The sequence below is a fragment of the uncultured Roseobacter sp. genome (genome assembly GCF_947496515.1).
In the GTDB taxonomy this organism is placed as follows: domain Bacteria; phylum Pseudomonadota; class Alphaproteobacteria; order Rhodobacterales; family Rhodobacteraceae; genus Roseobacter.
The window spans coordinates 148,189-166,200 of sequence record NZ_CANMDB010000008.1; the positions used below are offsets into that span (position 1 = coordinate 148,189).

Below are 18,012 nucleotides of genomic sequence, written 5' to 3' on the forward strand. Positions count from 1 at the left end.
CAGCTAACCGGCAAAAACCGTTACTGAGCCGCTACAGCCTGAGGATCAGCGAGGGTCACAATATCCATCATGATGGTGTTCAATTCGAAGTCCTTGGGGGTATAGACCCGTGCGACGCCCATGGCGCGCAGCCGTTCGGCGTCGTCATCGGGGATGATGCCGCCGACGATGACCGGCGTATGGCCAAGCCCCGCCTCGCGCATCTCGATCATCAGGGTCTCGACCAGTGGGATATGGCTGCCTGACAGGATCGACAGTCCGACCACATGCGGCGCGTCGGTGAGCGCCGCGGCCACGATCTCTGCCGGGGTGAGGCGGATCCCCTCGTAGGCGATGTCCATGCCGCAGTCCCGGGCGCGAACCGCGATCTGCTCGGCTCCGTTCGAATGGCCATCGAGCCCCGGCTTGCCCACCAGAAAGCTGAGACGTCGGCCCAGCCGGTTGCTGACTGCATCGACGGCCTCGCGCAGATCTTCCAGCCCTTCGGTGCGGTTGGAGCGGCCCGCGGCCACGCCGGTCGGCCCGCGGTATTCGCCGTGCACCGCACGCATCTGCGCTGCCCATTCGCCGGTGGTCACCCCCGCCTTGGCCGCCGCGATGGAGGGCGGCATGATGTTGCGCCCCTCTGCAGCGGCCGCGCACAGGTCGGCAAGCGCGGTGCGCACCGCCTCTGCGTCGCGCTCTTTGCGCCAGGCTTCCAGCCGTGTGATCTGTTCCGCTTCGACCGCCGGGTCCACGACCATGATGCCGCCATCGCCCGTCATCAGCGGCGAAGGCTCGCCCTGCTGCCATTTGTTGACGCCCACGACAATGGTCTCGCCTGCCTCGATCCGGCCCAACCGGTCGGCGTTGCTGTCCACGAGGCGCGCTTTCATGTAGTCGATCGCCTCAATCGCGCCGCCCATCCCGTCGAGATTGGCCAACTCGTGCCGGGCACCTTCCTTGAGCGTCTCCACTTTGGCATCGACCGCCGGGTTGCCGTCGAAGAGGTCATCGAACTCCAGCAGATCGGTCTCATAGGCCATGATCTGCTGCATGCGCATGGACCATTGCTGATCCCACGGGCGCGGCAGGCCAAGCGCCTCGTTCCAGGCGGGCAGCTGCACAGCACGCGCCCGGGCCTTCTTGCTCAGCGTCACGGCCAGCATTTCGATCAGGATGCGGTAGACGTTATTTTCCGGTTGCTGTTCCGTGAGCCCCAGCGAATTCACCTGAACCCCGTAGCGGAAACGGCGGTACTTAGGATCCTCGACGCCGTAGCGGGTGCTGCAGATCTCGTCCCAGAGATCGACAAAGGCGCGCATCTTGCACATCTCTGTGACAAAGCGGATGCCCGCGTTCACAAAGAAAGAGATCCGCCCCACCAAAGCTGGAAAATCCTCCGCCGGGACACGCGGGCGCAGCGCGTCCAGCACGGCGGTGGCGGTGGCGAGTGCAAAGGCCAGCTCCTGCTCTGGCGTGGCACCAGCCTCTTGCAGGTGGTAGGAACACACGTTCATGGGGTTCCATTTGGGCACGTTGGTATAACAGTATTCGGCCACATCCGCGATCATTCGCAGGCTGGGCGCGGGCGGGCAGATATAGGTGCCGCGGCTGAGATATTCCTTGATCAGATCGTTTTGCACCGTGCCTTGCAGCCCGGATACATCCGCACCCTGTTCCTCGGCCACCGCGATATAGAGGCTGAGCAGCCAAGGGGCTGTGGCGTTGATTGTCATGGAGGTATTCATCTTCTCCAGCGGGATCTGATCGAAAAGCGTCCGCATGTCGCCGAGATGGCTGATCGGGACCCCGACTTTACCGACCTCGCCGCGGCTCAGCACGTGATCGCTGTCATAGCCTGTCTGGGTGGGCAGATCGAAGGCCACCGACAGCCCGGTCTGACCTTTGGCGAGGTTGGACCGATAAAGCGCATTGGAGGCGGCAGCGGTCGAGTGCCCGGCATAGGTGCGGATCAGCCAGGGGCGGTCTTTGGGCGCGTCGGACATCGGAACCTCGTGAATCAGCGGAAGTAACTTTATTTCCCTGAACAGGTCATACTTGGAATTTTATGCCTCTGTCAATTCGCTGCATCGCGGCAAAAAGGTCAGGCCATGTCGGCGCGCCAGACCATTTGAGTGGCGCTTTCGAACCGAAAGAGATGCCGCAGTGGCCCGGTATGCTCAACGCCTCGCACGGTGAAACCCTGCCGTTCGTAAAGCGCCCGTGCCCGGTCGTTGCTGTCGATCACGTCGAGCCGGACGCCGGTCTTTCCTTGCGCGCGGGCAGTATCCTTGATCGCCTGCAAGAGCGCCGTGCCGACACCGTGGCCCCGCGCGGCTGGTGCCACGCAGATCCCGTCCATCAGCAGCACATCTGCCGCGACAGGCCGCTCCAGCGCTGACAACACCAGACCCCGCCAGAGCCCGCCGCCCCATCCATAGTGTTCCTGCATCTGCCGAAGGGTGCCGCCGACCAGCTGGCCCTGGGCCGTCTTGAAACCTGCCACACCCAGCAGCCGGCCAGTCGCATCGCGCGCTGTCAGAGCATAGCGCGGGTCGATCACGTCGCACAGAAAGCGCAAGGCCCGCGGATCCGGGCCCATGACTCGGCCCAGCTTGTGCCCGAAGGCCTGCCAGTAAAGGTCCGCGACACCCGCGCGATCCTGCGCCTCGAACTCGGTGGAGATCTGCATATCCATGCTTTTGATATTGTCCTCGCGGGCCGGGCCTGCAAGTGTCTGCCCATGACGCAAGTCGTGGAGATACCCCTTTGGCTCTTTGTGCTGATCCTTCTTTTCGCGGCTGTGACCTTTGCGTCGCATTTTCTGTTTCCGTCGGTTCGCTGGTTTTTCCGTCGCCGGCTGGAGCGCGCGGTCACGCGGCTGAACCAGCGGCTGACCCGGCCGATCGAGCCCTTCAAGCTGGCGCGTCGCTACGACATGATCCAGCGGCTGATCTATGATCCGGACGTGACCCGCGAGATCGTCGCCTATGCCAAGGCCAATAACGTGCCCGAAAACGTGGGCTTCGAACGGGCGCGGGCCTATGCGCGGGAAATCGTGCCCAGCTTCAGCGCCTTTACCTATTTCGGCTTTGGCATTCAGATGGCGCGTCTTTTGGTGCGGTCGGTCTATTCGGTCTGGACGGGGCCGGGCAATGACGCGGTGATCCGGTCGATCCCCAAGGACGCAACGGTGGTGTTTATCATGAACCACCGCTCCAACATGGACTACGTGCTGGTGACCTATCTGGCGGCACAGACCTCTGCGCTGTCCTATGCGGTGGGCGAATGGGCGCGGGTCTGGCCGCTCAGCCGGTTGATCAAGATGATGGGGGCGTATTTCATCCGGAGGAAGTCGCGCGGCGGGCTCTATCGGCAGGTGCTGGCGCGCTATGTTCAGATGGCCACGGCGGGTGGGGTGGCGCAGGCGATTTTCCCCGAGGGCGGGCTGAGCCTGACGGGTCGGCTGGCAGCACCGCGGATGGGGCTTTTATCCTATGTGCTGGAAGGCCACGATCCCGAGGGGCGCGATGTGGTCTTCGTGCCGGTGGCGATCAACTACGACCGGGTGCTGGAGGACCGTGTGCTGATCGCTGCGGGCGCGCGGGGCGACCGGCGGTTTGGCGCGCGCATTTCTGTCGTGGTGCGCTTTATCCTCAGCAAGTTCTGGCAGGGTCTGCGGGGACGTATCACACGTTTCGGGCAGGCAGCGGTGGTGTTCGGCACGCCGCTGTCCCTGCGCGCGTTCGGCCCCGAGCGGCCTGTCGAAGACCTTGCCACCGATCTGATGCAGCGCATCGAGGCTGCCATGCCGGTGCTCGCGGTGCCCATGGTGATGCAGGCGCTGGTATCGCACGGGCGCCCGTTGTCCGAGGCGGCGTTGCGAGCAGAGGTCGAGGCGATGATCGCACGGGCGCCCGAGCAGGTCCCGCATCAGGTGCGGGACGACGTGGGCGCGGCAGTCAGCCATGCGCTGTCGCAGATGCGTAAGCATGGTGTCATCTTCCAGAAGAATGAGGCCTGGCAGATCGTCGAGGATCAGCGCGGCGTCGCACAATACTATGCCAACTCCATCGTGCACAGGTTTGCGGAGGACGCGCCTGCAGCATAAATGCTGCGGTCGCTCGGTCATAAAGTTTCAAATACAGGTCTTACTGTGTTGCAATATTGCGCAACACGCCCTATCCAGACGGTATCACGGCGATTCTGCATTGCGGCATCGCTGATCCGAGTTTGTCTGACGACAGGAGGCTGGCATGGCACTGGACACTACGATCACACAGTATGAGGCGCCGGAGAAGGACCTATATGAGATGGGCGAAATGCCGCCTCTGGGGTATGTTCCAAAGCAAATGTACGCCTGGGCAATCCGGCGGGAGCGGCACGGCGACCCCGACAAGGCGATGATCCAGGAAGTAGTCGAGGTGCCTGAACTCGACAGCCAGGACGTGCTGGTGCTGGTGATGGCGGCAGGCGTGAACTACAACGGTGTCTGGGCTGCGCTCGGCGTCCCGATCAGCCCCTTTGATGGGCACAAGCAACCCTATCACATCGCGGGATCGGATGCGTCGGGCATCGTCTGGGCGGTGGGCGACCGGGTGACGCGCTGGAAGGTGGGCGACGAGGTCGTGATCCACTGCAACCAGGACGATGGCGATGACGAGGAATGCAACGGCGGCGATCCGATGTACTCCCCCACCCAGCGGATCTGGGGCTACGAGACGCCCGATGGCTCCTTTGCACAGTTCACGCGGGTACAGAGCCAGCAGCTGATGCCGCGGCCCAAGCACCTCACATGGGAAGAGGCGGCCTGCTACACGCTGACGCTTGCTACCGCCTACCGGATGCTCTTTGGCCACGAACCCCATGATCTTAAGCCCGGACAGAACGTGCTGGTCTGGGGTGCCTCAGGCGGCTTGGGCTCCTACGCGATCCAGTTGATCAACACCGCGGGGGCCAATGCCATCGGTGTGATCTCGGACGAGAGCAAGCGCCAGTTCGTGCTGGATCTGGGCGCCAAGGGGGTGCTGAACCGCAAGGATTTCGATTGTTGGGGCCAGCTGCCGACGGTGGGCACACCGGAATATGGCACCTGGTTCAAGGAAGCGCGTAAATTCGGCAAAGCGATCTGGGACATCACCGGCAAGGGCGTGAATGTGGACATGGTCTTCGAGCATCCGGGCGAGGCGACCTTTCCAGTTTCCACCTTCGTGGTGAAGAAGGGCGGCATGGTCGTGATCTGCGCGGGCACCACCGGGTTCAACCTGACCTTTGACGTCCGATACATGTGGATGCACCAGAAGCGCCTGCAAGGTAGCCACTTCGCCCATCTCAAGCAGGCGTCGGCTGCCAACAAGCTGATGCTGGAACGGCGGCTTGATCCTTGCATGTCGGAGGTCTTCGCCTGGGCAGAACTGCCGCAAGCGCATCTGAAGATGCAGCACAACCAACACAAGCCCGGCAATATGTCCGTTCTGGTGCAGGCGCCGCGCACCGGGTTGCGCACTTTCGAGGATACGCTGGAAGCCGCGCGTTAAAGCTTCTGCGCAGATTTAACAAAGACGAGCACTCGCGAATCAGGTAAGTATTACGCGAGTGTTTCTCGTTATAGTTGTGTTATCTAGGCGTATCAGTGGGTTGCAAACTCGGGCCTCGCTATTTCTGGGGAGTACAGATACGCGAATTTTCAAGGGGTCTTCACTCATGTTAGGGTTGTTTTAATCGTTCATTAACCTTTAGAAGGCGAACTAACATGCGTAGTGACTGGATTTTGGATGTTCTTACAGACTTGAAGACCTTTGCAACTGCAAATGACTTGCCGGTGCTCGCGGAACAATTAGATGATACGGCGATCGTGGCGCTTGCGGAGATCGCAGCGCTGCACGAGAGGACGCAGGGCACAACCGATGGTGACGACCACCTTGGCAGAGCAGATTTTGGAGGGGTTGGAACAAGCGGACACGCTTGAGAAGCTCTACCAAGTCACCTACAGCATGCGTGACGGCTATGACGTCAAGCATGTTGTCTACTACTGGGTCAACAGCGTCGGCGAGAATTACGGTGCGGGCACCTACAGTCCCGAGTGGACAGAGCGCTACGTAGAAAAAGGGTACAACAAGATCGATCCCGTCGTCATGGGATGTTTCCAGAGGTTTGATCCCGTCAACTGGAAGGATCTGGACTGGTCATCCAAACCGGTCAAGGAGTTCCTGAAGGATGCACTGGATCACGGTGTTGGCGCGCAGGGCATCGCGATCCCCCTCCGCGGTCCCAGCGGCCAATACGCCGTCCTCAGCATCAATGACAACCGGGCCGACGACGAGTGGGATGCTTTTGTGCGCGAGCACAAGCGGGACTTCATGATCATCGCTTATGAGTTCAACAAGAAGGGTCTGGAGTTCGAAGAACAGGGCCATGACAAGATGCTCGGCAAACTCTCTCCCCGCGAGTTGAGCGCCCTGACCTATCTGGCCCGCGGTCTCAGCCGCACACAGGCGGCCCATCAGATGAAGATCTCCGAGCACACACTGCGGGTCTACATCGAAAGCGCCCGGCACAAGCTGGGCGCGCTCAACACCACCCACGCGGTCGCCCGCGCCATTCACAGCGGGCTGATCGTCGCCTGAACCTTAACAAAAGATGTTCCGCGCCGCGCGTTGGCCCAAGAATTGGGAAAGCCAACCGAGCGGTTTGGTGAGCCGGTCTTAACGGCCATGGCGCAGTTTCCTCGCATCACAACGCTAGGAGACTGTCATGCTGCATTACATCTACGGGTCCGATCTGGAAAACTTCCCAAAGCTTCGTGACACCATGTTCCGGGACCGCGCAGCGCAGTTTTCCCAACGTCTGGCCTGGGATAGCGTCTCGGTCGATGCGCGCGGCTATGAGACAGATGAATACGATGCGATGAACCCGATCTACATCATCTGGGAGTTGCCTGATGGCACGCACGGCGGCTCCATGCGGATGATGCCGACAGTTGGCAAGACCATGCTGAACGATCATTTCCGGAACCTCACGGATGGTGTGCATATCCAAAGCCCGCTGATCTGGGAATGCACCCGCTTTTGCATCTCACCCCGCGCTGACCGACGCGCGACAGCTGCCCTCGTGGTTGCTGCGGGCGAGTTGATGGATGAATTCGCATTGGAGCATTTCGTCGGCGTGTTCTTTGACAAGATGGAGCGTGTCTTTGCGCTCAGCGCAATCGTGCCGGACGTTCTGGGCGTGTCGGAAGAAACCGATGCCGCGGGGGACCGGATCGCCGTTGGTACCTGGGAGATCACACCCGCCTGTATGGCGCGCAACCTCCGGCGGATCGGCGTCAGCCGTGAGACCTCCAAGGCCTGGTTCCACGCGTCCTTCAACCGCAATCTGCCGCCCATGACCGCGGAAATCGAATTCAAGCAATGCGCCTGACTGCGGTGATCTGACAAATCCGCACCAGCGCGCAGGACGCGCTGGTCCCTGTTGCGCGGCCCCTGTAGGGTCGCGCCATGACTTTGCCCGCCGTGACATTCTCTGACGATCAGGCCGCCGCCTATGACCGTGTGACGGAGGTGTTGCGCAGTGCCGGTGTTGATCTGGACGACCAGCTTTTGACACCGCCCCAAGGCAAGGCGGCGGCAGTTCTCGCCGTCACTGGCAAGGCCGGATCGGGCAAGACGCTGCTGCTGGCCCAACTCTACGAGGCGCTGCAGGATGCGGGCGTCGAAGTGGTCTCGGGCGACTACGAATCCCGCAAGCGACGTGACAAGCGTACCCTCGCCATCCTCGCGCCCACCAACAAGGCGGCCAGCGTGTTGCGCCTGCGCGGCGTGCCCGCCACCACGATCCACCGCATTCTCTATACCCCTGTTTATGACCCGGAATACGAACGGATCGCCGATTGGCTCGCGGGCAACGGGGAGCGGCCCGAGATCGAGGGGCTGACCGATCTGGCGTTGGACCGGGCAGAGGCCTTTTATGCCAGCAACAAATCCATCCCGGGGGCGCTGGCGGCGGCGGGCTTGCGCGGATCTGATTTCATCACCGGATGGAAACGGCGGGAGGAGCCGCTGGACATCGGCTTCATCGACGAATCGTCGATGCTGGATGACCGGCAATACGAGGACCTTTGCGAGATTTTCCCGACGCTGGTGCTCTTCGGCGATCCCGCACAGCTGGCACCGGTGAACCAGTCGGGCGCGATGGTCTTTGACAAGCTGCCCGCGCCCCGCGTGCTGGCGCTGGAACGGATCCACCGGCAAGAGGCGGATAACCCGATACTCGATCTGGCCCATGCGCTCGGCGATCCCGACCTCGGGTTCGAGCAGTTCGAGCGCATGGTCGAGCAGGCCGCCGCCCGAGACGAGCGGGTGGTCTGGGGGCAGCGTGTCGAGGTTGATCTGATGGCGCGCAGCCCGGTGCTGGTCTGGCGCAATGCCACGCGCATTCGGCTGATCAACGCCTTTCGGCAGGTGCATGGCGCGCCCGAGGATGCCCTGCTGGAGGGCGAGCCGCTGATTTGCGACGGGCTGGAGCTGCCGCTCAAACACCGCAAGAAGCGCCTCGATCTGGAGGCGCGGGGCCTCATCAAGGGCGCGCAGGTGATCTATCTGGGCGAGGGGCGCAAGCCGGGGTTCAGCCGGTTGCACGTCATGGGGGCGGAGGATCCGCGCGTCTCGGCCGCGTCCATCGTCAAGATCGAAAAGCCGGGAGAGGAGGAGCCGTTTATCCCCTTTGCCGCGCGCATGGGCGCCACCTTTCTGCACGGGGCGGCGGTGACCATCCACAAGGCCCAAGGCAGCCAGTGGGAGACGGTCCAGGTCTTTGCGCCGGACCTCTACGCCGCGGCCCGCATGGGGCGGTCAGAGGCCGGACAGCCGCTGTGGAAGCGTTTGGCCTATGTGGCGATCACCCGCGCGCAGGACCGGTTGATCTGGGTGGTGCGCAACCGTCTGGCGATGCCCAAGGGACCGCTGAGCGTGGATGATCTGCGCAGCCTTCCCGCAGCCCCGCTGTCGCTGTCTGAGCCGGAACCCGAAGGCGAATTCTAGTCTGGCCTTTGAGCCATCGGGCCCTGTGCTGCGTGCCACACCTCTGAGTGGGGTGCGTCAGGCCCGGAACAGGCGGAACACGGCGGAAGCTGCCCAGCCCGCCGCGATGGCGATGGCCAGTGACATCAACCCGTAGAGCAGCGGCTGATTGCGCGATAGCCCGAAGAGCCACCGTTCCAGCCCGACCTTCTGGACGTCGATCGTGGTATCGTAGCTGGAGACCACATTGCCGCCGCGTGTCAGGAAGATCCGCGTGGGGTAGGCGCCTTCGGTGAGCGCCGCGGGCAATCTGACAGCGGTGCGAAAGAGCGTCTGCTCGCTGACAGAGACCGCCCCTTCGCGCAGCTGGTAGACGTCGGCGCGGCTGCGAATGCGGATCAGCGCGTCGGTAAAGCTCTCGGCGTTTTCGATATGCGCGGGCGCCCCGACGGAGCGGATCGCCCGCGGGACGGAAATCGTGTGCCGCAGATCTTCGGTATTGCTCAGCACCTCGCGCAGCGGGCCGCTGGTCTGCACGGCGTAAAAACTGGGCGCGCGGTCCACCTCGACCGCGTCGGTGTTGACCCAGATCCCCAGACGCTTTTCCTTGCGGCGCACGGTCAGCGGCATGGACGGACCCGCGACGGTCACGATCACCTCGATGGGCGGGCCATCGGGGATCGTCTCCTCGCGCTTGACCGCGCCAAAGATCAGGATCTCGGTGCCGTCAAAGCTGGTGGTGATGGAGATGCTGTCCTGGCTGAGGCCCAGCACGACCTCTTCGGCCTCCACGGAGGGCGTAAGACACAGCAGCATCGCGATCAGGCTGAGAAGCGCCCTCAATGTCCCGCCGCCCCGATAGAGTAGAGCTCAGATGGCATCAGCAGCAGATCAAGCGCCAGCTTGCCGCAGACCGCCAGCACCATCAGCGCGAGCAGGATGCGGAGCTGCTCGGCCTTCATCTTGACGCCGATGCGGGTGCCGATTTGTGCGCCGATGACGCCGCCGACCAGCAGCAGCACCGCCAGCACGATGTCCACGGTAAAGTTGGTCGTGGCGTGCAGCAGCGTGGTGAAGGCCGTGACAAAGATGATCTGGAAGAGCGAGGTGCCGACGACAACCTTGGTGGGCATGCCCAGCAGATAGATCATCGCGGGCACCATGATAAAGCCGCCACCCACGCCCATGATCGCCGCGAGGATGCCCACAGCCACGCCAACGATCAGCGGCGGGATCACGGAGATATAGAGGCCGGAGACCCGGAACCGCATCTTGAACGGCAGACCGTGGATCCAGTTGTGTTTCTTGCGGGCGGGCGGCTTGCCGGATTTTGTCTTGCGGATGGCATTGAGGCTCTCGAAGAACATCAGACCGCCGATCACGCCCAGAAAGACCACGTAACACAGCTTGACCAGCAGATCGACCTGACCCTGCGCCTTGAGGTAGTTGAAGATGACAACGCCCAGGGCAGCACCGATCAGACCGCCGATGAGCAGCACCGTGCCCATCCTGAGATCGACGGTCTTTCGCTTGAGATGCGCCAGCACACCGGAGAAGGACGAGGCCACGATCTGGTTGGCTTCGGTCGCAACGGCGACGGCCGGCGGGATGCCGATGAAGAAGAGCAGCGGCGTCATCAGAAACCCGCCGCCGACCCCGAACATGCCCGACAGGATGCCCACAATCCCACCCAGGCCCAGCAACAAAAAGGCGTTGACCGAAACCTCGGCAATGGGCAGGTAGATTTGCATGGGTACTGTTAGAGCACAGGCAGGGTTAAAATCAATGCCCCGCGCTGCCGCGCAGCACTCAGGACCGACACTTCCTGCGAAACTGGCCTTACCGGCTCATCGTTCCTTGACGTAGGGTTGACCGCCAGCGCGGGGTGGGATGGCCTTGCCGACGAACCCTGCGAGTATGATGACCGTCATGACGTAGGGAAGTGCCCCCAGCAACGCGCCCTGGATCTTGAGACCCAAGAGCGCCTCGATCACGTCAGGACGGGTTTCCAGGGCACCGAAGAGACCAAAGAGCAGGGTGGCGTAAAGTGCGTACCAGGGCCGCCATTTCGCAAAGATCAGCGCCGCCAAGGCGATGAAGCCGCGGCCTGCGGACATGTCCTTGACGAACCCGGCCTGCAGGGCGGTGGAGAGATACGCGCCCGCGATCCCGCAGAGCACACCGCAGATCAGCACGGCAGCGTAGCGCAGCCCGACAACTGAGACACCGGCGGTATCGACGGCGGCGGGGTTTTCACCCACCGCCCTGAGGCGCAGCCCGAAGCGCGTGCGAAAGAGCACCCACCACGTCAGCGGCACACAGGCAAAGGCCAGATAAACGAGGATCGAATGGCCCGAGATCAGCTCCGCGTAGATGGGACCGAGCACGGGCACCCCGCTCAGCGCGTCGGCGAAGGGCAGGGTGATCGGCCCGAAGCGCGCGCCGCCCATCAGCGATGGCGTGCGGCCCCCTTGGCTGAACCAGTCCTGCGCGATGAGCACGGTGAGCCCCGCGGCCAGAAAGTTGATCGCCACGCCGGAGATCAGCTGATTACCGCGGAAGGTGATGGAGGCCAGCCCGTGCAGCAGGCTGAAGACCATGGAGGCAGCGATACCCGCGGCAAGGCCGACCCATACCGACCCGGTGAGCGCCGCGATGGCGGCGGAGAAGAAGGCCGCGGCCAGCATCTTGCCTTCAAGGCCGATGTCAAAGATGCCCGCACGCTCGGAGAAGAGCCCCGCGAGACAGGCCAGCAGCAGCGGTGTGGCCAGACGAACGGTGCTGTCGAGCAACTGGATAAGCGTCAGGAAATCCATCAGGCGCGGCTCCGGCGGAGCATCAGGAAGAGCCGCTCCAGCGGCATGCGAACCATGTTGTCGAGCGCACCGGTGAAGAGAATGACCAGCGCCTGAATCACGACGATCAGCTCTCGCGGGATCGACGTCCAGAGCGCCAGTTCCGCACCGCCCTGGTAAAGAAAGCCGAAGAGGATGGCCGCCAGCAGCACGCCGAAGGGGTGGCTGCGGCCCATCAGCGCCACGGCGATGCCGATGAAGCCTGCGCCTTCGACGGCGTTCAGGACCAGCCGTTCGGCCTCGCCCATGACATTGTTGATGGCCATCAGCCCGGCAAGACCGCCGGAGATCAGCATGGCGATCATGGTGATAGCGACAGGTGAGATGCCCCCGTAGCGGGCGGCGGGTTCGGATTTGCCGTAGCTGCGGATCTCGTAGCCCAGCCACGTGCGCCAGAGCAGGAACCACACCAGCACACAGGCCAGCAGTGCGATCAGAAAGGTGACGTTGGCGGGGGCTGATTTGGAAAAGGCGATGCCGAGGGGCGCGAGGATGTCGTGCAGCGTCGGCAGGTTGGTGGTGTCGGGAAAGCGCGCGGTTGCGGGGTCCATCTGGCCCGCCGGGCGCATCAGGTTCACCAGAACGTAGTTGAGCACGGCAGCGCCGATGAAATTGAACATGATGGTGGTGATGACGATATGGCTGCCCCGTTTGGCCTGCAGAAAGGCGGGGATCGCGGCCCAGGCAGCACCGAAGAGCGCGCCCGCAAGCGAGGCGCCGAGGAGCGCGAGGCTCCAATGCGGCCACGGGATGAGCAGGCAGGCAAGCGCGACGCCGAGGCCCCCCAGCATGGCCTGGCCTTCGCCCCCGATGTTGAAGAGCCCCGCGTGGAAGGCCACGGAGACGGCGAGACCGGTAAAAAGGAAATTGGTGGCGTAGTAGAGCGTGTAGCCCCAGCCGTAGGTGCTGCCCAGAGCACCGGTGACCATCAGATTGACGGCCTCCAAGGGATCTTCTCCGATGGCCAGGATCACGAGGGCGGAGAGCACGGCGGCGAGGATCAGCGAGATCAGCGGCACCAGCGCCACCTCGGCCCATTTCGGCATCACGTCCATCGGGGCGCTCCATTGGTTGACGGGTGGCGCAGCGGTTGGCCCTGAGGGGGTTTCACCCCCGGCGCTGGCGCGCCTCCCCCAGAGTTTATCTGGCAAAGTGAGGGAGCGGTCATGCGGCGACCCCTGCCATCAGCAGGCCGAGTTCTTTTTCGTCTGTCTGGGCCGAGAGGCGCTCGCCCATGATGGTGCCGTCGAACATGACCGCGACCCGGTCGGCCAGGGCGAGAATTTCTTCGAGTTCCACCGAGACCAGCAGCACGGCCTTGCCCTTGTCGCGCAGGGCCACGATTTGCTGGTGGATGAATTCGATGGCGCCGATGTCCACGCCGCGGGTGGGCTGGCCCACGAGCAGCAGATCGGGGTCGCGTTCGATTTCGCGCGCCAGCACGATCTTTTGCTGGTTACCGCCGGAGAAGTTCTTGGCCGCCAGCGCGGGATTGGGGGGGCGCACGTCGAAGCGCGCCATTTTTTCTTCGGTCTCGGTGCGGATACGGGCGTTGTTGAGCAGGAGACCCGATTGATAGCCCGGGTCGCGGTGGTAGCCGAAGGCGGTGTTTTCCCAGGCGGAGAAGTCCATGATGAGGCCTTCACGCTGCCGGTCTTCTGGCACATGGGCGATGCCGCGGGCGCGGCGGGCGCGGCCGTGCGCGTCTTTGCCCGCCAGATCAAGGGGTTGGCCGTTGATGTGGATCTCGCCCGTGGCTTCGGCGTAGCCGCCCAGCACTTCGAGCAGTTCAGATTGGCCATTGCCCGCAACCCCCGCGAGGCCGAGGATCTCGCCCGCGCGGACCTGCAGATCAATGCCCTTGAGACGCTCCACGCCGCTTTCGTCGCGGACCCGCAGGCCCTTTATGTCGAGCACGACCGGTCCCGGTGTGGCGGGTGTTTTGTCAACGCGCAGCAAGACCTTACGCCCCACCATGAGTTCGGCGAGCTCGGCGGGCGAGGTCTCTGACGTCTTGACCGTCGCCGTCATCTCACCCCGGCGCATCACGCTGACCGTGTCCGTCGCTTCCATCACCTCGCGCAGTTTATGGGTAATGAGGATGATGGTCTTGCCCTCGGTCCGCAGGCGGTCGAGGATGCGGAAAAGCTGATCGGCCTCTGCCGGGGTCAGCACGCCAGTGGGTTCATCGAGGATCAGGATATCCGCCTGACGGTAGAGTGCCTTGAGGATCTCTACCCGCTGCTGCATGCCGACACCCAGATCCTGGATCACCGCATCGGGATCGACGTTCAGACCGTATTCATGCTCCAGTTCCAGCAGCGATTTGCGGGCTTTGGCGAGAGAGGGCCTGAGCAGCCCGCCGTCTTCGGCCCCCAGAATGATGTTTTCCAGCACGGTGAAGTTCTCGACCAGCTTGAAGTGCTGGAACACCATGCCGATGCCGGCGGCGATGGCGGCCTGGCTGTCAGGAATGTCAGTGCGTTTGCCTGCGATAAACACCTCGCCCGCATCTGCCTTGTAAAACCCGTAAAGGATCGACATCAGCGTCGATTTGCCCGCCCCATTCTCGCCGATGATACCGTGGATCGTGCCGGGCATCACGCGGATCGAGATGTCCTTGTTGGCCTGCACCGGACCGAAGGCCTTGGAGATGCCCTTCAGTTCAATTGCGGGTGCAGTGCCGGGGGCGGCAGTTGCCTGCCGCCCGCCCGTGTCGTCCGTGCCCATCCTTTAGAAGCTCAGGGCAGGGCAGCTGTCGTCCGAGGTGTAATCATGCACCGCAAGCTCGCCCGAAGCGATCTGTTCGGCGGCGGCATCAACGGCGGCCTGCATGCTATCGTCGACCAGCTCGGCGTTGTTTTCGTCCAGTGCGTAGCCCACGCCACCGTTGGCCAGGCCCATGACGTTAAACCCTTTTTCCATGCCGGGTCCGTCGGTCATCGCCTGATAGACGGCATTGTCCACACGCTTGAGCATGGAGGTCAGGACCTTGCCCGGATGCAGATGGTTCTGGTTGCTGTCCACGCCGATGGAGAGGATATCCTCGTCCGCAGCCGTTTGCAGCACGCCCACACCGGTGCCGCCGGCCGCAGCATAAACCACATCGGCACCCTGGCTGATCTGCGCCTTGGTCAGCTCGGATCCCTTGACGGGGTCATTCCAGGCGGCGGGTGTCGTGCCGGTCATGTTGGCGATCACCGTTGCATCGGGGTTCACCGCCTTGACGCCCTGGGCATAGCCGCAGGCGAATTTGCGGATGAGCGGGATGTCCATGCCGCCGATAAAGCCCACAGTGCCGGAGGCGGACGCTTTGGCCGCCAGCATGCCCACCAGGTAGGAGCCTTCGTGCTCGTTGAACACCACCGAGCGGACGTTGGGGGCATCCACCACCATGTCGATGATCACGAAATCTGTCTCAGGGTAGTCGCCCGCGACCTGGCCAAGCGCGTCACCGAAGGCAAAGCCGGTCATGACGATGGGGTTTGCACCTGCCTCGGCAAAGCGGCGCAACGCCTGCTCTCGCTGGGCTTCGGATTGCAGTTCGATGTCGCGGAAAGTGTTGCCCGTCTCTTCGGCCCAGCGGGTGGCACCATTATAGGCGGCCTCATTGAAGGATTTGTCGAATTTTCCACCGAGATCAAAGATCAGCGCGGGCTCTGCCAAGGCCGCGCCCGCCGAAAGTGCGAGTGCCGCTGTCGCGCCGAGGAATTTTTGCAGTGAGGTCATGGATGAAGTCTCCCAGGTTGTCGTCTTTTTGTCTGCGGCCTGTCCGGTGGCGGCGACCGCTGCCCGATCTGGGCAGAAAAGTTAATGGTCGGTAGTTTAGGGCCTAGCGGGCGGGGCGGGTCAACCGGTTTTTCCTGCTTTCCCGGGGGATTGCCGCATGTGACGTGGGGGGAGTGCTGCGCGCATCAGCACAGCGTCCACGGCTGCGGCACCGGGGCGGGCGTAGTAACCGCTGCGCCGGGCGTGCTCCGTGAGCCCATGCCTTTCATAGAGCCGTCGGGCCGGGACGTTGTCTGCGGCCACTTCGAGGAAGACTTGTGTGGCCTCCGTGCCGCTCAGCCAGTCGTGCATCAACGCGCTGGCGATACCCTGCCTGTGATGGTCAGGTTGCACGGCGAGGGTGAGCAGTTCCGCCTCATCCGCGATGGTGCGCACCAGCGCAAAGCCGTGGGGGCGGTGTAGCAGTGTCGTATGAGCGGAGGACAAAAGGTCAGAGAATTCAGCGGCCTGCCAGGCGCGATCTGTTGTGAAGGCAGCGCGGTGCAGGGCGGCGAGCGCGTCCGGTGTCACGGCAGGATCAGAGGTGCCGCGTCGCGGGCGGGGGCTGCATCGGCAGGGCGCAGGTAGAGAGGGGCAGGGCGCGGCTGCGGATCTTGGTATCTCTGTGCGGTCAGCCGGGCGATGGCCTCAGCCGTTGGATAGCGCGGCGGAACACCGCCCGCGCCGATGCGGGGACCCTCGTGCGGCGCGACAGCGTCCTCCGGGACGAGGTCCGGCGGGGCAGTTGTGTTGCGATCAAAGCGTTGAACATAATGAAAGCCGCGGCGGGCGGGCAGGACGCAGGTGCAGGGGCCGTTCTGGCCAAGACGTAGGGCGTCGAATCCTGATATACCGACCGCAGGCACACCGAGCCCGAGCGCCAGACCTCGGGCGGCGCCGACGGAGATGCGGATGCCGGTAAAGTTGCCGGGGCCGACGCCGACACCGATGGCCGCGAGCGCCTCGAAGGGGAGGCCTGCCTGCGACATGAGCTCCGTGCACAGGCCCATCAGACGCTCTGCCTGGCCTTTGGTCATGACCTCCTGGGCCTGAGCGAGAGTACGTCCATCCGCGTAGACTGCCACTGCGCAATGGGCAGTGGCCGTGTCGAAGGCAAGAATGGGGGTGTCTGGCAAGCGGCTCATTTCAAATGATTTTCCAGATTGAGACTGGCGCGTGCGCTGGCGCCCTGTCGGGGAAGATCATCCGTGAGGTGGAGCCATGGCAGCCTTGACGCGTGGTGCGAATGCAAGCACGGGGGCAGTTCGGCCGCCTGGTCCAGAAGGCCCAGCGGCACGTAGAGCTGACCCGGCAGATAGGCATAGCACGCAGCCAGCTGGGTGCCGCAAGCGGTGCAAAACCAGCGCTCCACCCCTTCGACGTGAGACACCGGTGGGCCGAGCGCTGGGGCGAAGGTGACGACTGATGGATCAAAAGCGGCAAAGGCTGCGACAGGTGCGCCAGAGAGGCGGCGGCAATCCGAGCAATGACAATAGGAGACGGTTTGAGGCACACCGGCGTTTAGCCTGACGGCGCCGCAATAGCAGCGTCCGGTGATCCGGACGACCTTGGTCGGGACGTGGTCAGGTTGCGACAGGACGCACTTCCGTCACTTCGGGGATGTAGTGGCGCAGCAGGTTTTCGATGCCCATTTTCAACGTCAGGGTCGAGGAGGGGCAGCCCGCGCAGGCACCCTGCATGTGCAGGTACACAACGCCACGATCAAACCCGTGAAAGGTGATGTCGCCGCCATCCTGAGCTACCGCAGGGCGCACGCGGCTATCCAGAAGCTCTTTGATTTGGCCCACAATGGCGCCGTCCTCGCCCGTGTGCTCGGCGTGGCCCGACGCTGGTGTGTGATCCCCTGCCATGACCGGCTGATCAGACTGGAAATGCTCCATGATCGCGCCAAGAAGGGCGGGTTTGATGTGATCCCATTCCACCGCATCGGCCTTGGTGACGGTCACGAAATCGGTCCCGAAAAAGACACCCGTCACCCCCTCGACCGCAAAGATCCGCTGTGCCAGCGGCGACTTGTCCGCGGTGTCGGCTGTCGGAAAATCTGCGGTTCCCATCTCCAGCACGGTCTGACCGGGCAGGAATTTCAGGGTCGCTGGATTGGGGGTCGATTCGGTCTGGATGAACATGATCTCTCTCCTGAGCTTGGATCAGATATGCGGATCACGGCGCGCGAAGTCAAGGATTGGAACGATTCTAAAGTAAGCTGCGCAGGGAGTGCCTGCGGCGCGATTTGAAGCATGGCGAAGGGGAGGACGGTTAGGAGCAGGGTTAACAGACGGTTTTTGCGGCAAAACCCACCGTTGGTATTATTTTGGCGTGCGCGTTCGTAACCTGCGCTGCAAGCCCGAAGTGGCGATGCCGACAGGCGG

The 18,012-nt window shown here is 63.1% G+C and carries 18 protein-coding genes; 6 read left to right on the forward strand and 12 right to left on the reverse strand.

Annotation, left to right across the window (positions count from 1 at the left end; translation table 11 throughout):
* Window positions 1-20: 20 nt before the first annotated feature.
* Window positions 21-1,988 (reverse strand): protein meaA, encoded by a 1,968-nt coding sequence (locus Q1A53_RS15035; RefSeq protein WP_299968313.1) that lies wholly within the window; start codon window positions 1,986-1,988, stop codon window positions 21-23.
* Window positions 1,989-2,086: 98 nt separating this feature from the next.
* Window positions 2,087-2,680: a GNAT family N-acetyltransferase gene (locus Q1A53_RS15040; RefSeq protein ID WP_299968316.1), complete on the reverse strand. Its 594-nt coding sequence runs from the start codon at window positions 2,678-2,680 to the stop codon at window positions 2,087-2,089.
* A 45-nt stretch (window positions 2,681-2,725) separates the two neighbouring features.
* On the opposite strand from Q1A53_RS15040, the gene Q1A53_RS15045 reads away from it, so the two are divergent.
* The 6 genes from Q1A53_RS15045 (at window position 2,726) to Q1A53_RS15070 (ending at window position 9,020) form a co-directional block, all read left to right on the forward strand.
* A complete protein-coding gene (locus Q1A53_RS15045; protein ID WP_299968318.1) occupies window positions 2,726-4,093 on the forward strand; it encodes a 1-acyl-sn-glycerol-3-phosphate acyltransferase in 1,368 nt (455 codons plus the stop codon).
* Window positions 4,094-4,238: 145 nt separating this feature from the next.
* Entirely contained in the window at window positions 4,239-5,519 is a 1,281-nt protein-coding gene (ccrA, locus tag Q1A53_RS15050; RefSeq protein ID WP_299968320.1) for a crotonyl-CoA carboxylase/reductase, read from the forward strand.
* Between the two features lie 215 nt (window positions 5,520-5,734).
* The gene (locus tag Q1A53_RS15055; RefSeq protein WP_299968322.1) at window positions 5,735-5,950 is read left to right on the forward strand and encodes a hypothetical protein; all 216 of its coding nucleotides are present in this window, start codon (window positions 5,735-5,737) and stop codon (window positions 5,948-5,950) included.
* A complete protein-coding gene (locus tag Q1A53_RS15060; RefSeq protein ID WP_299968324.1) occupies window positions 5,889-6,608 on the forward strand; it encodes a LuxR family transcriptional regulator in 720 nt (239 codons plus the stop codon). The genes Q1A53_RS15055 and Q1A53_RS15060 overlap by 62 nt, the downstream gene beginning before the upstream one ends.
* 127 nt (window positions 6,609-6,735) lie before the next feature.
* Entirely contained in the window at window positions 6,736-7,401 is a 666-nt protein-coding gene (locus Q1A53_RS15065) for an acyl-homoserine-lactone synthase (protein ID WP_299968326.1), read from the forward strand.
* A 77-nt stretch (window positions 7,402-7,478) separates the two neighbouring features.
* Window positions 7,479-9,020: an AAA family ATPase gene (locus Q1A53_RS15070; RefSeq protein WP_299968328.1), complete on the forward strand. Its 1,542-nt coding sequence runs from the start codon at window positions 7,479-7,481 to the stop codon at window positions 9,018-9,020.
* A 57-nt stretch (window positions 9,021-9,077) separates the two neighbouring features.
* On the opposite strand, the gene Q1A53_RS15075 is transcribed toward Q1A53_RS15070, so the two are convergent.
* The 10 genes from Q1A53_RS15075 to Q1A53_RS15120 form a co-directional block, all read right to left on the reverse strand.
* The gene (locus tag Q1A53_RS15075) at window positions 9,078-9,815 is read right to left on the reverse strand and encodes a TIGR02186 family protein (RefSeq protein ID WP_299968447.1); all 738 of its coding nucleotides are present in this window, start codon (window positions 9,813-9,815) and stop codon (window positions 9,078-9,080) included.
* 23 nt (window positions 9,816-9,838) lie between these two features.
* Window positions 9,839-10,750, reverse strand: coding sequence for a sulfite exporter TauE/SafE family protein (locus Q1A53_RS15080; RefSeq protein ID WP_299968330.1), 912 nt, complete (start codon window positions 10,748-10,750; stop codon window positions 9,839-9,841).
* A gap of 96 nt (window positions 10,751-10,846) precedes the next feature.
* Entirely contained in the window at window positions 10,847-11,815 is a 969-nt protein-coding gene (locus Q1A53_RS15085; protein ID WP_299968332.1) for an ABC transporter permease, read from the reverse strand.
* Window positions 11,815-12,909, reverse strand: coding sequence for an ABC transporter permease (locus Q1A53_RS15090; RefSeq protein WP_299968334.1), 1,095 nt, complete (start codon window positions 12,907-12,909; stop codon window positions 11,815-11,817). Before Q1A53_RS15090 ends, Q1A53_RS15085 begins: the two co-directional genes overlap by 1 nt.
* Before the next feature lie 109 nt (window positions 12,910-13,018).
* Entirely contained in the window at window positions 13,019-14,584 is a 1,566-nt protein-coding gene (locus tag Q1A53_RS15095) for an ABC transporter ATP-binding protein (protein ID WP_299968336.1), read from the reverse strand.
* Between the two features lie 3 nt (window positions 14,585-14,587).
* Complete coding sequence (locus Q1A53_RS15100) at window positions 14,588-15,583, reverse strand: BMP family ABC transporter substrate-binding protein (RefSeq protein ID WP_299968337.1); 996 nt, start codon at window positions 15,581-15,583, stop codon at window positions 14,588-14,590.
* A gap of 120 nt (window positions 15,584-15,703) precedes the next feature.
* Complete coding sequence (locus Q1A53_RS15105; protein ID WP_299968339.1) at window positions 15,704-16,153, reverse strand: GNAT family N-acetyltransferase; 450 nt, start codon at window positions 16,151-16,153, stop codon at window positions 15,704-15,706.
* Window positions 16,150-16,767: a tRNA (adenosine(37)-N6)-threonylcarbamoyltransferase complex dimerization subunit type 1 TsaB gene (tsaB, locus tag Q1A53_RS15110; protein ID WP_299968341.1), complete on the reverse strand. Its 618-nt coding sequence runs from the start codon at window positions 16,765-16,767 to the stop codon at window positions 16,150-16,152. Before tsaB ends, Q1A53_RS15105 begins: the two co-directional genes overlap by 4 nt.
* On the reverse strand, window positions 16,764-17,135 hold the full coding sequence (locus Q1A53_RS15115) for a GFA family protein (RefSeq protein WP_299968343.1): 372 nt from the start codon (window positions 17,133-17,135) through the stop codon (window positions 16,764-16,766). Before Q1A53_RS15115 ends, tsaB begins: the two co-directional genes overlap by 4 nt.
* Before the next feature lie 70 nt (window positions 17,136-17,205).
* Entirely contained in the window at window positions 17,206-17,769 is a 564-nt protein-coding gene (locus tag Q1A53_RS15120) for a NifU family protein (RefSeq protein ID WP_299968345.1), read from the reverse strand.
* Window positions 17,770-18,012 lie beyond the last annotated feature (243 nt).

Excerpts from the sequence above, each read along its gene's own strand:
- Q1A53_RS15035 (WP_299968313.1), bottom strand. The coding sequence starts at position 1,988 with ATGTCCGACGCGCCCAAAGACCGCCCCTGGCTGATCCGCACCTATGCC.
- Q1A53_RS15040 (WP_299968316.1), bottom strand. The coding sequence starts at position 2,680 with ATGGATATGCAGATCTCCACCGAGTTCGAGGCGCAGGATCGCGCGGGT.
- Q1A53_RS15045 (WP_299968318.1), top strand. The coding sequence starts at position 2,726 with ATGACGCAAGTCGTGGAGATACCCCTTTGGCTCTTTGTGCTGATCCTT.
- ccrA (WP_299968320.1), top strand. The coding sequence starts at position 4,239 with ATGGCACTGGACACTACGATCACACAGTATGAGGCGCCGGAGAAGGAC.
- Q1A53_RS15055 (WP_299968322.1), top strand. The coding sequence starts at position 5,735 with ATGCGTAGTGACTGGATTTTGGATGTTCTTACAGACTTGAAGACCTTT.
- Q1A53_RS15060 (WP_299968324.1), top strand. The coding sequence starts at position 5,889 with ATGGTGACGACCACCTTGGCAGAGCAGATTTTGGAGGGGTTGGAACAA.
- Q1A53_RS15065 (WP_299968326.1), top strand. The coding sequence starts at position 6,736 with ATGCTGCATTACATCTACGGGTCCGATCTGGAAAACTTCCCAAAGCTT.
- Q1A53_RS15070 (WP_299968328.1), top strand. The coding sequence starts at position 7,479 with ATGACTTTGCCCGCCGTGACATTCTCTGACGATCAGGCCGCCGCCTAT.
- Q1A53_RS15075 (WP_299968447.1), bottom strand. The coding sequence starts at position 9,815 with ATGCTGCTGTGTCTTACGCCCTCCGTGGAGGCCGAAGAGGTCGTGCTG.
- Q1A53_RS15080 (WP_299968330.1), bottom strand. The coding sequence starts at position 10,750 with ATGCAAATCTACCTGCCCATTGCCGAGGTTTCGGTCAACGCCTTTTTG.
- Q1A53_RS15085 (WP_299968332.1), bottom strand. The coding sequence starts at position 11,815 with ATGGATTTCCTGACGCTTATCCAGTTGCTCGACAGCACCGTTCGTCTG.
- Q1A53_RS15090 (WP_299968334.1), bottom strand. The coding sequence starts at position 12,909 with ATGGACGTGATGCCGAAATGGGCCGAGGTGGCGCTGGTGCCGCTGATC.
- Q1A53_RS15095 (WP_299968336.1), bottom strand. The coding sequence starts at position 14,584 with ATGGGCACGGACGACACGGGCGGGCGGCAGGCAACTGCCGCCCCCGGC.
- Q1A53_RS15100 (WP_299968337.1), bottom strand. The coding sequence starts at position 15,583 with ATGACCTCACTGCAAAAATTCCTCGGCGCGACAGCGGCACTCGCACTT.
- tsaB (WP_299968341.1), bottom strand. The coding sequence starts at position 16,767 with ATGAGCCGCTTGCCAGACACCCCCATTCTTGCCTTCGACACGGCCACT.
- Q1A53_RS15120 (WP_299968345.1), bottom strand. The coding sequence starts at position 17,769 with ATGTTCATCCAGACCGAATCGACCCCCAATCCAGCGACCCTGAAATTC.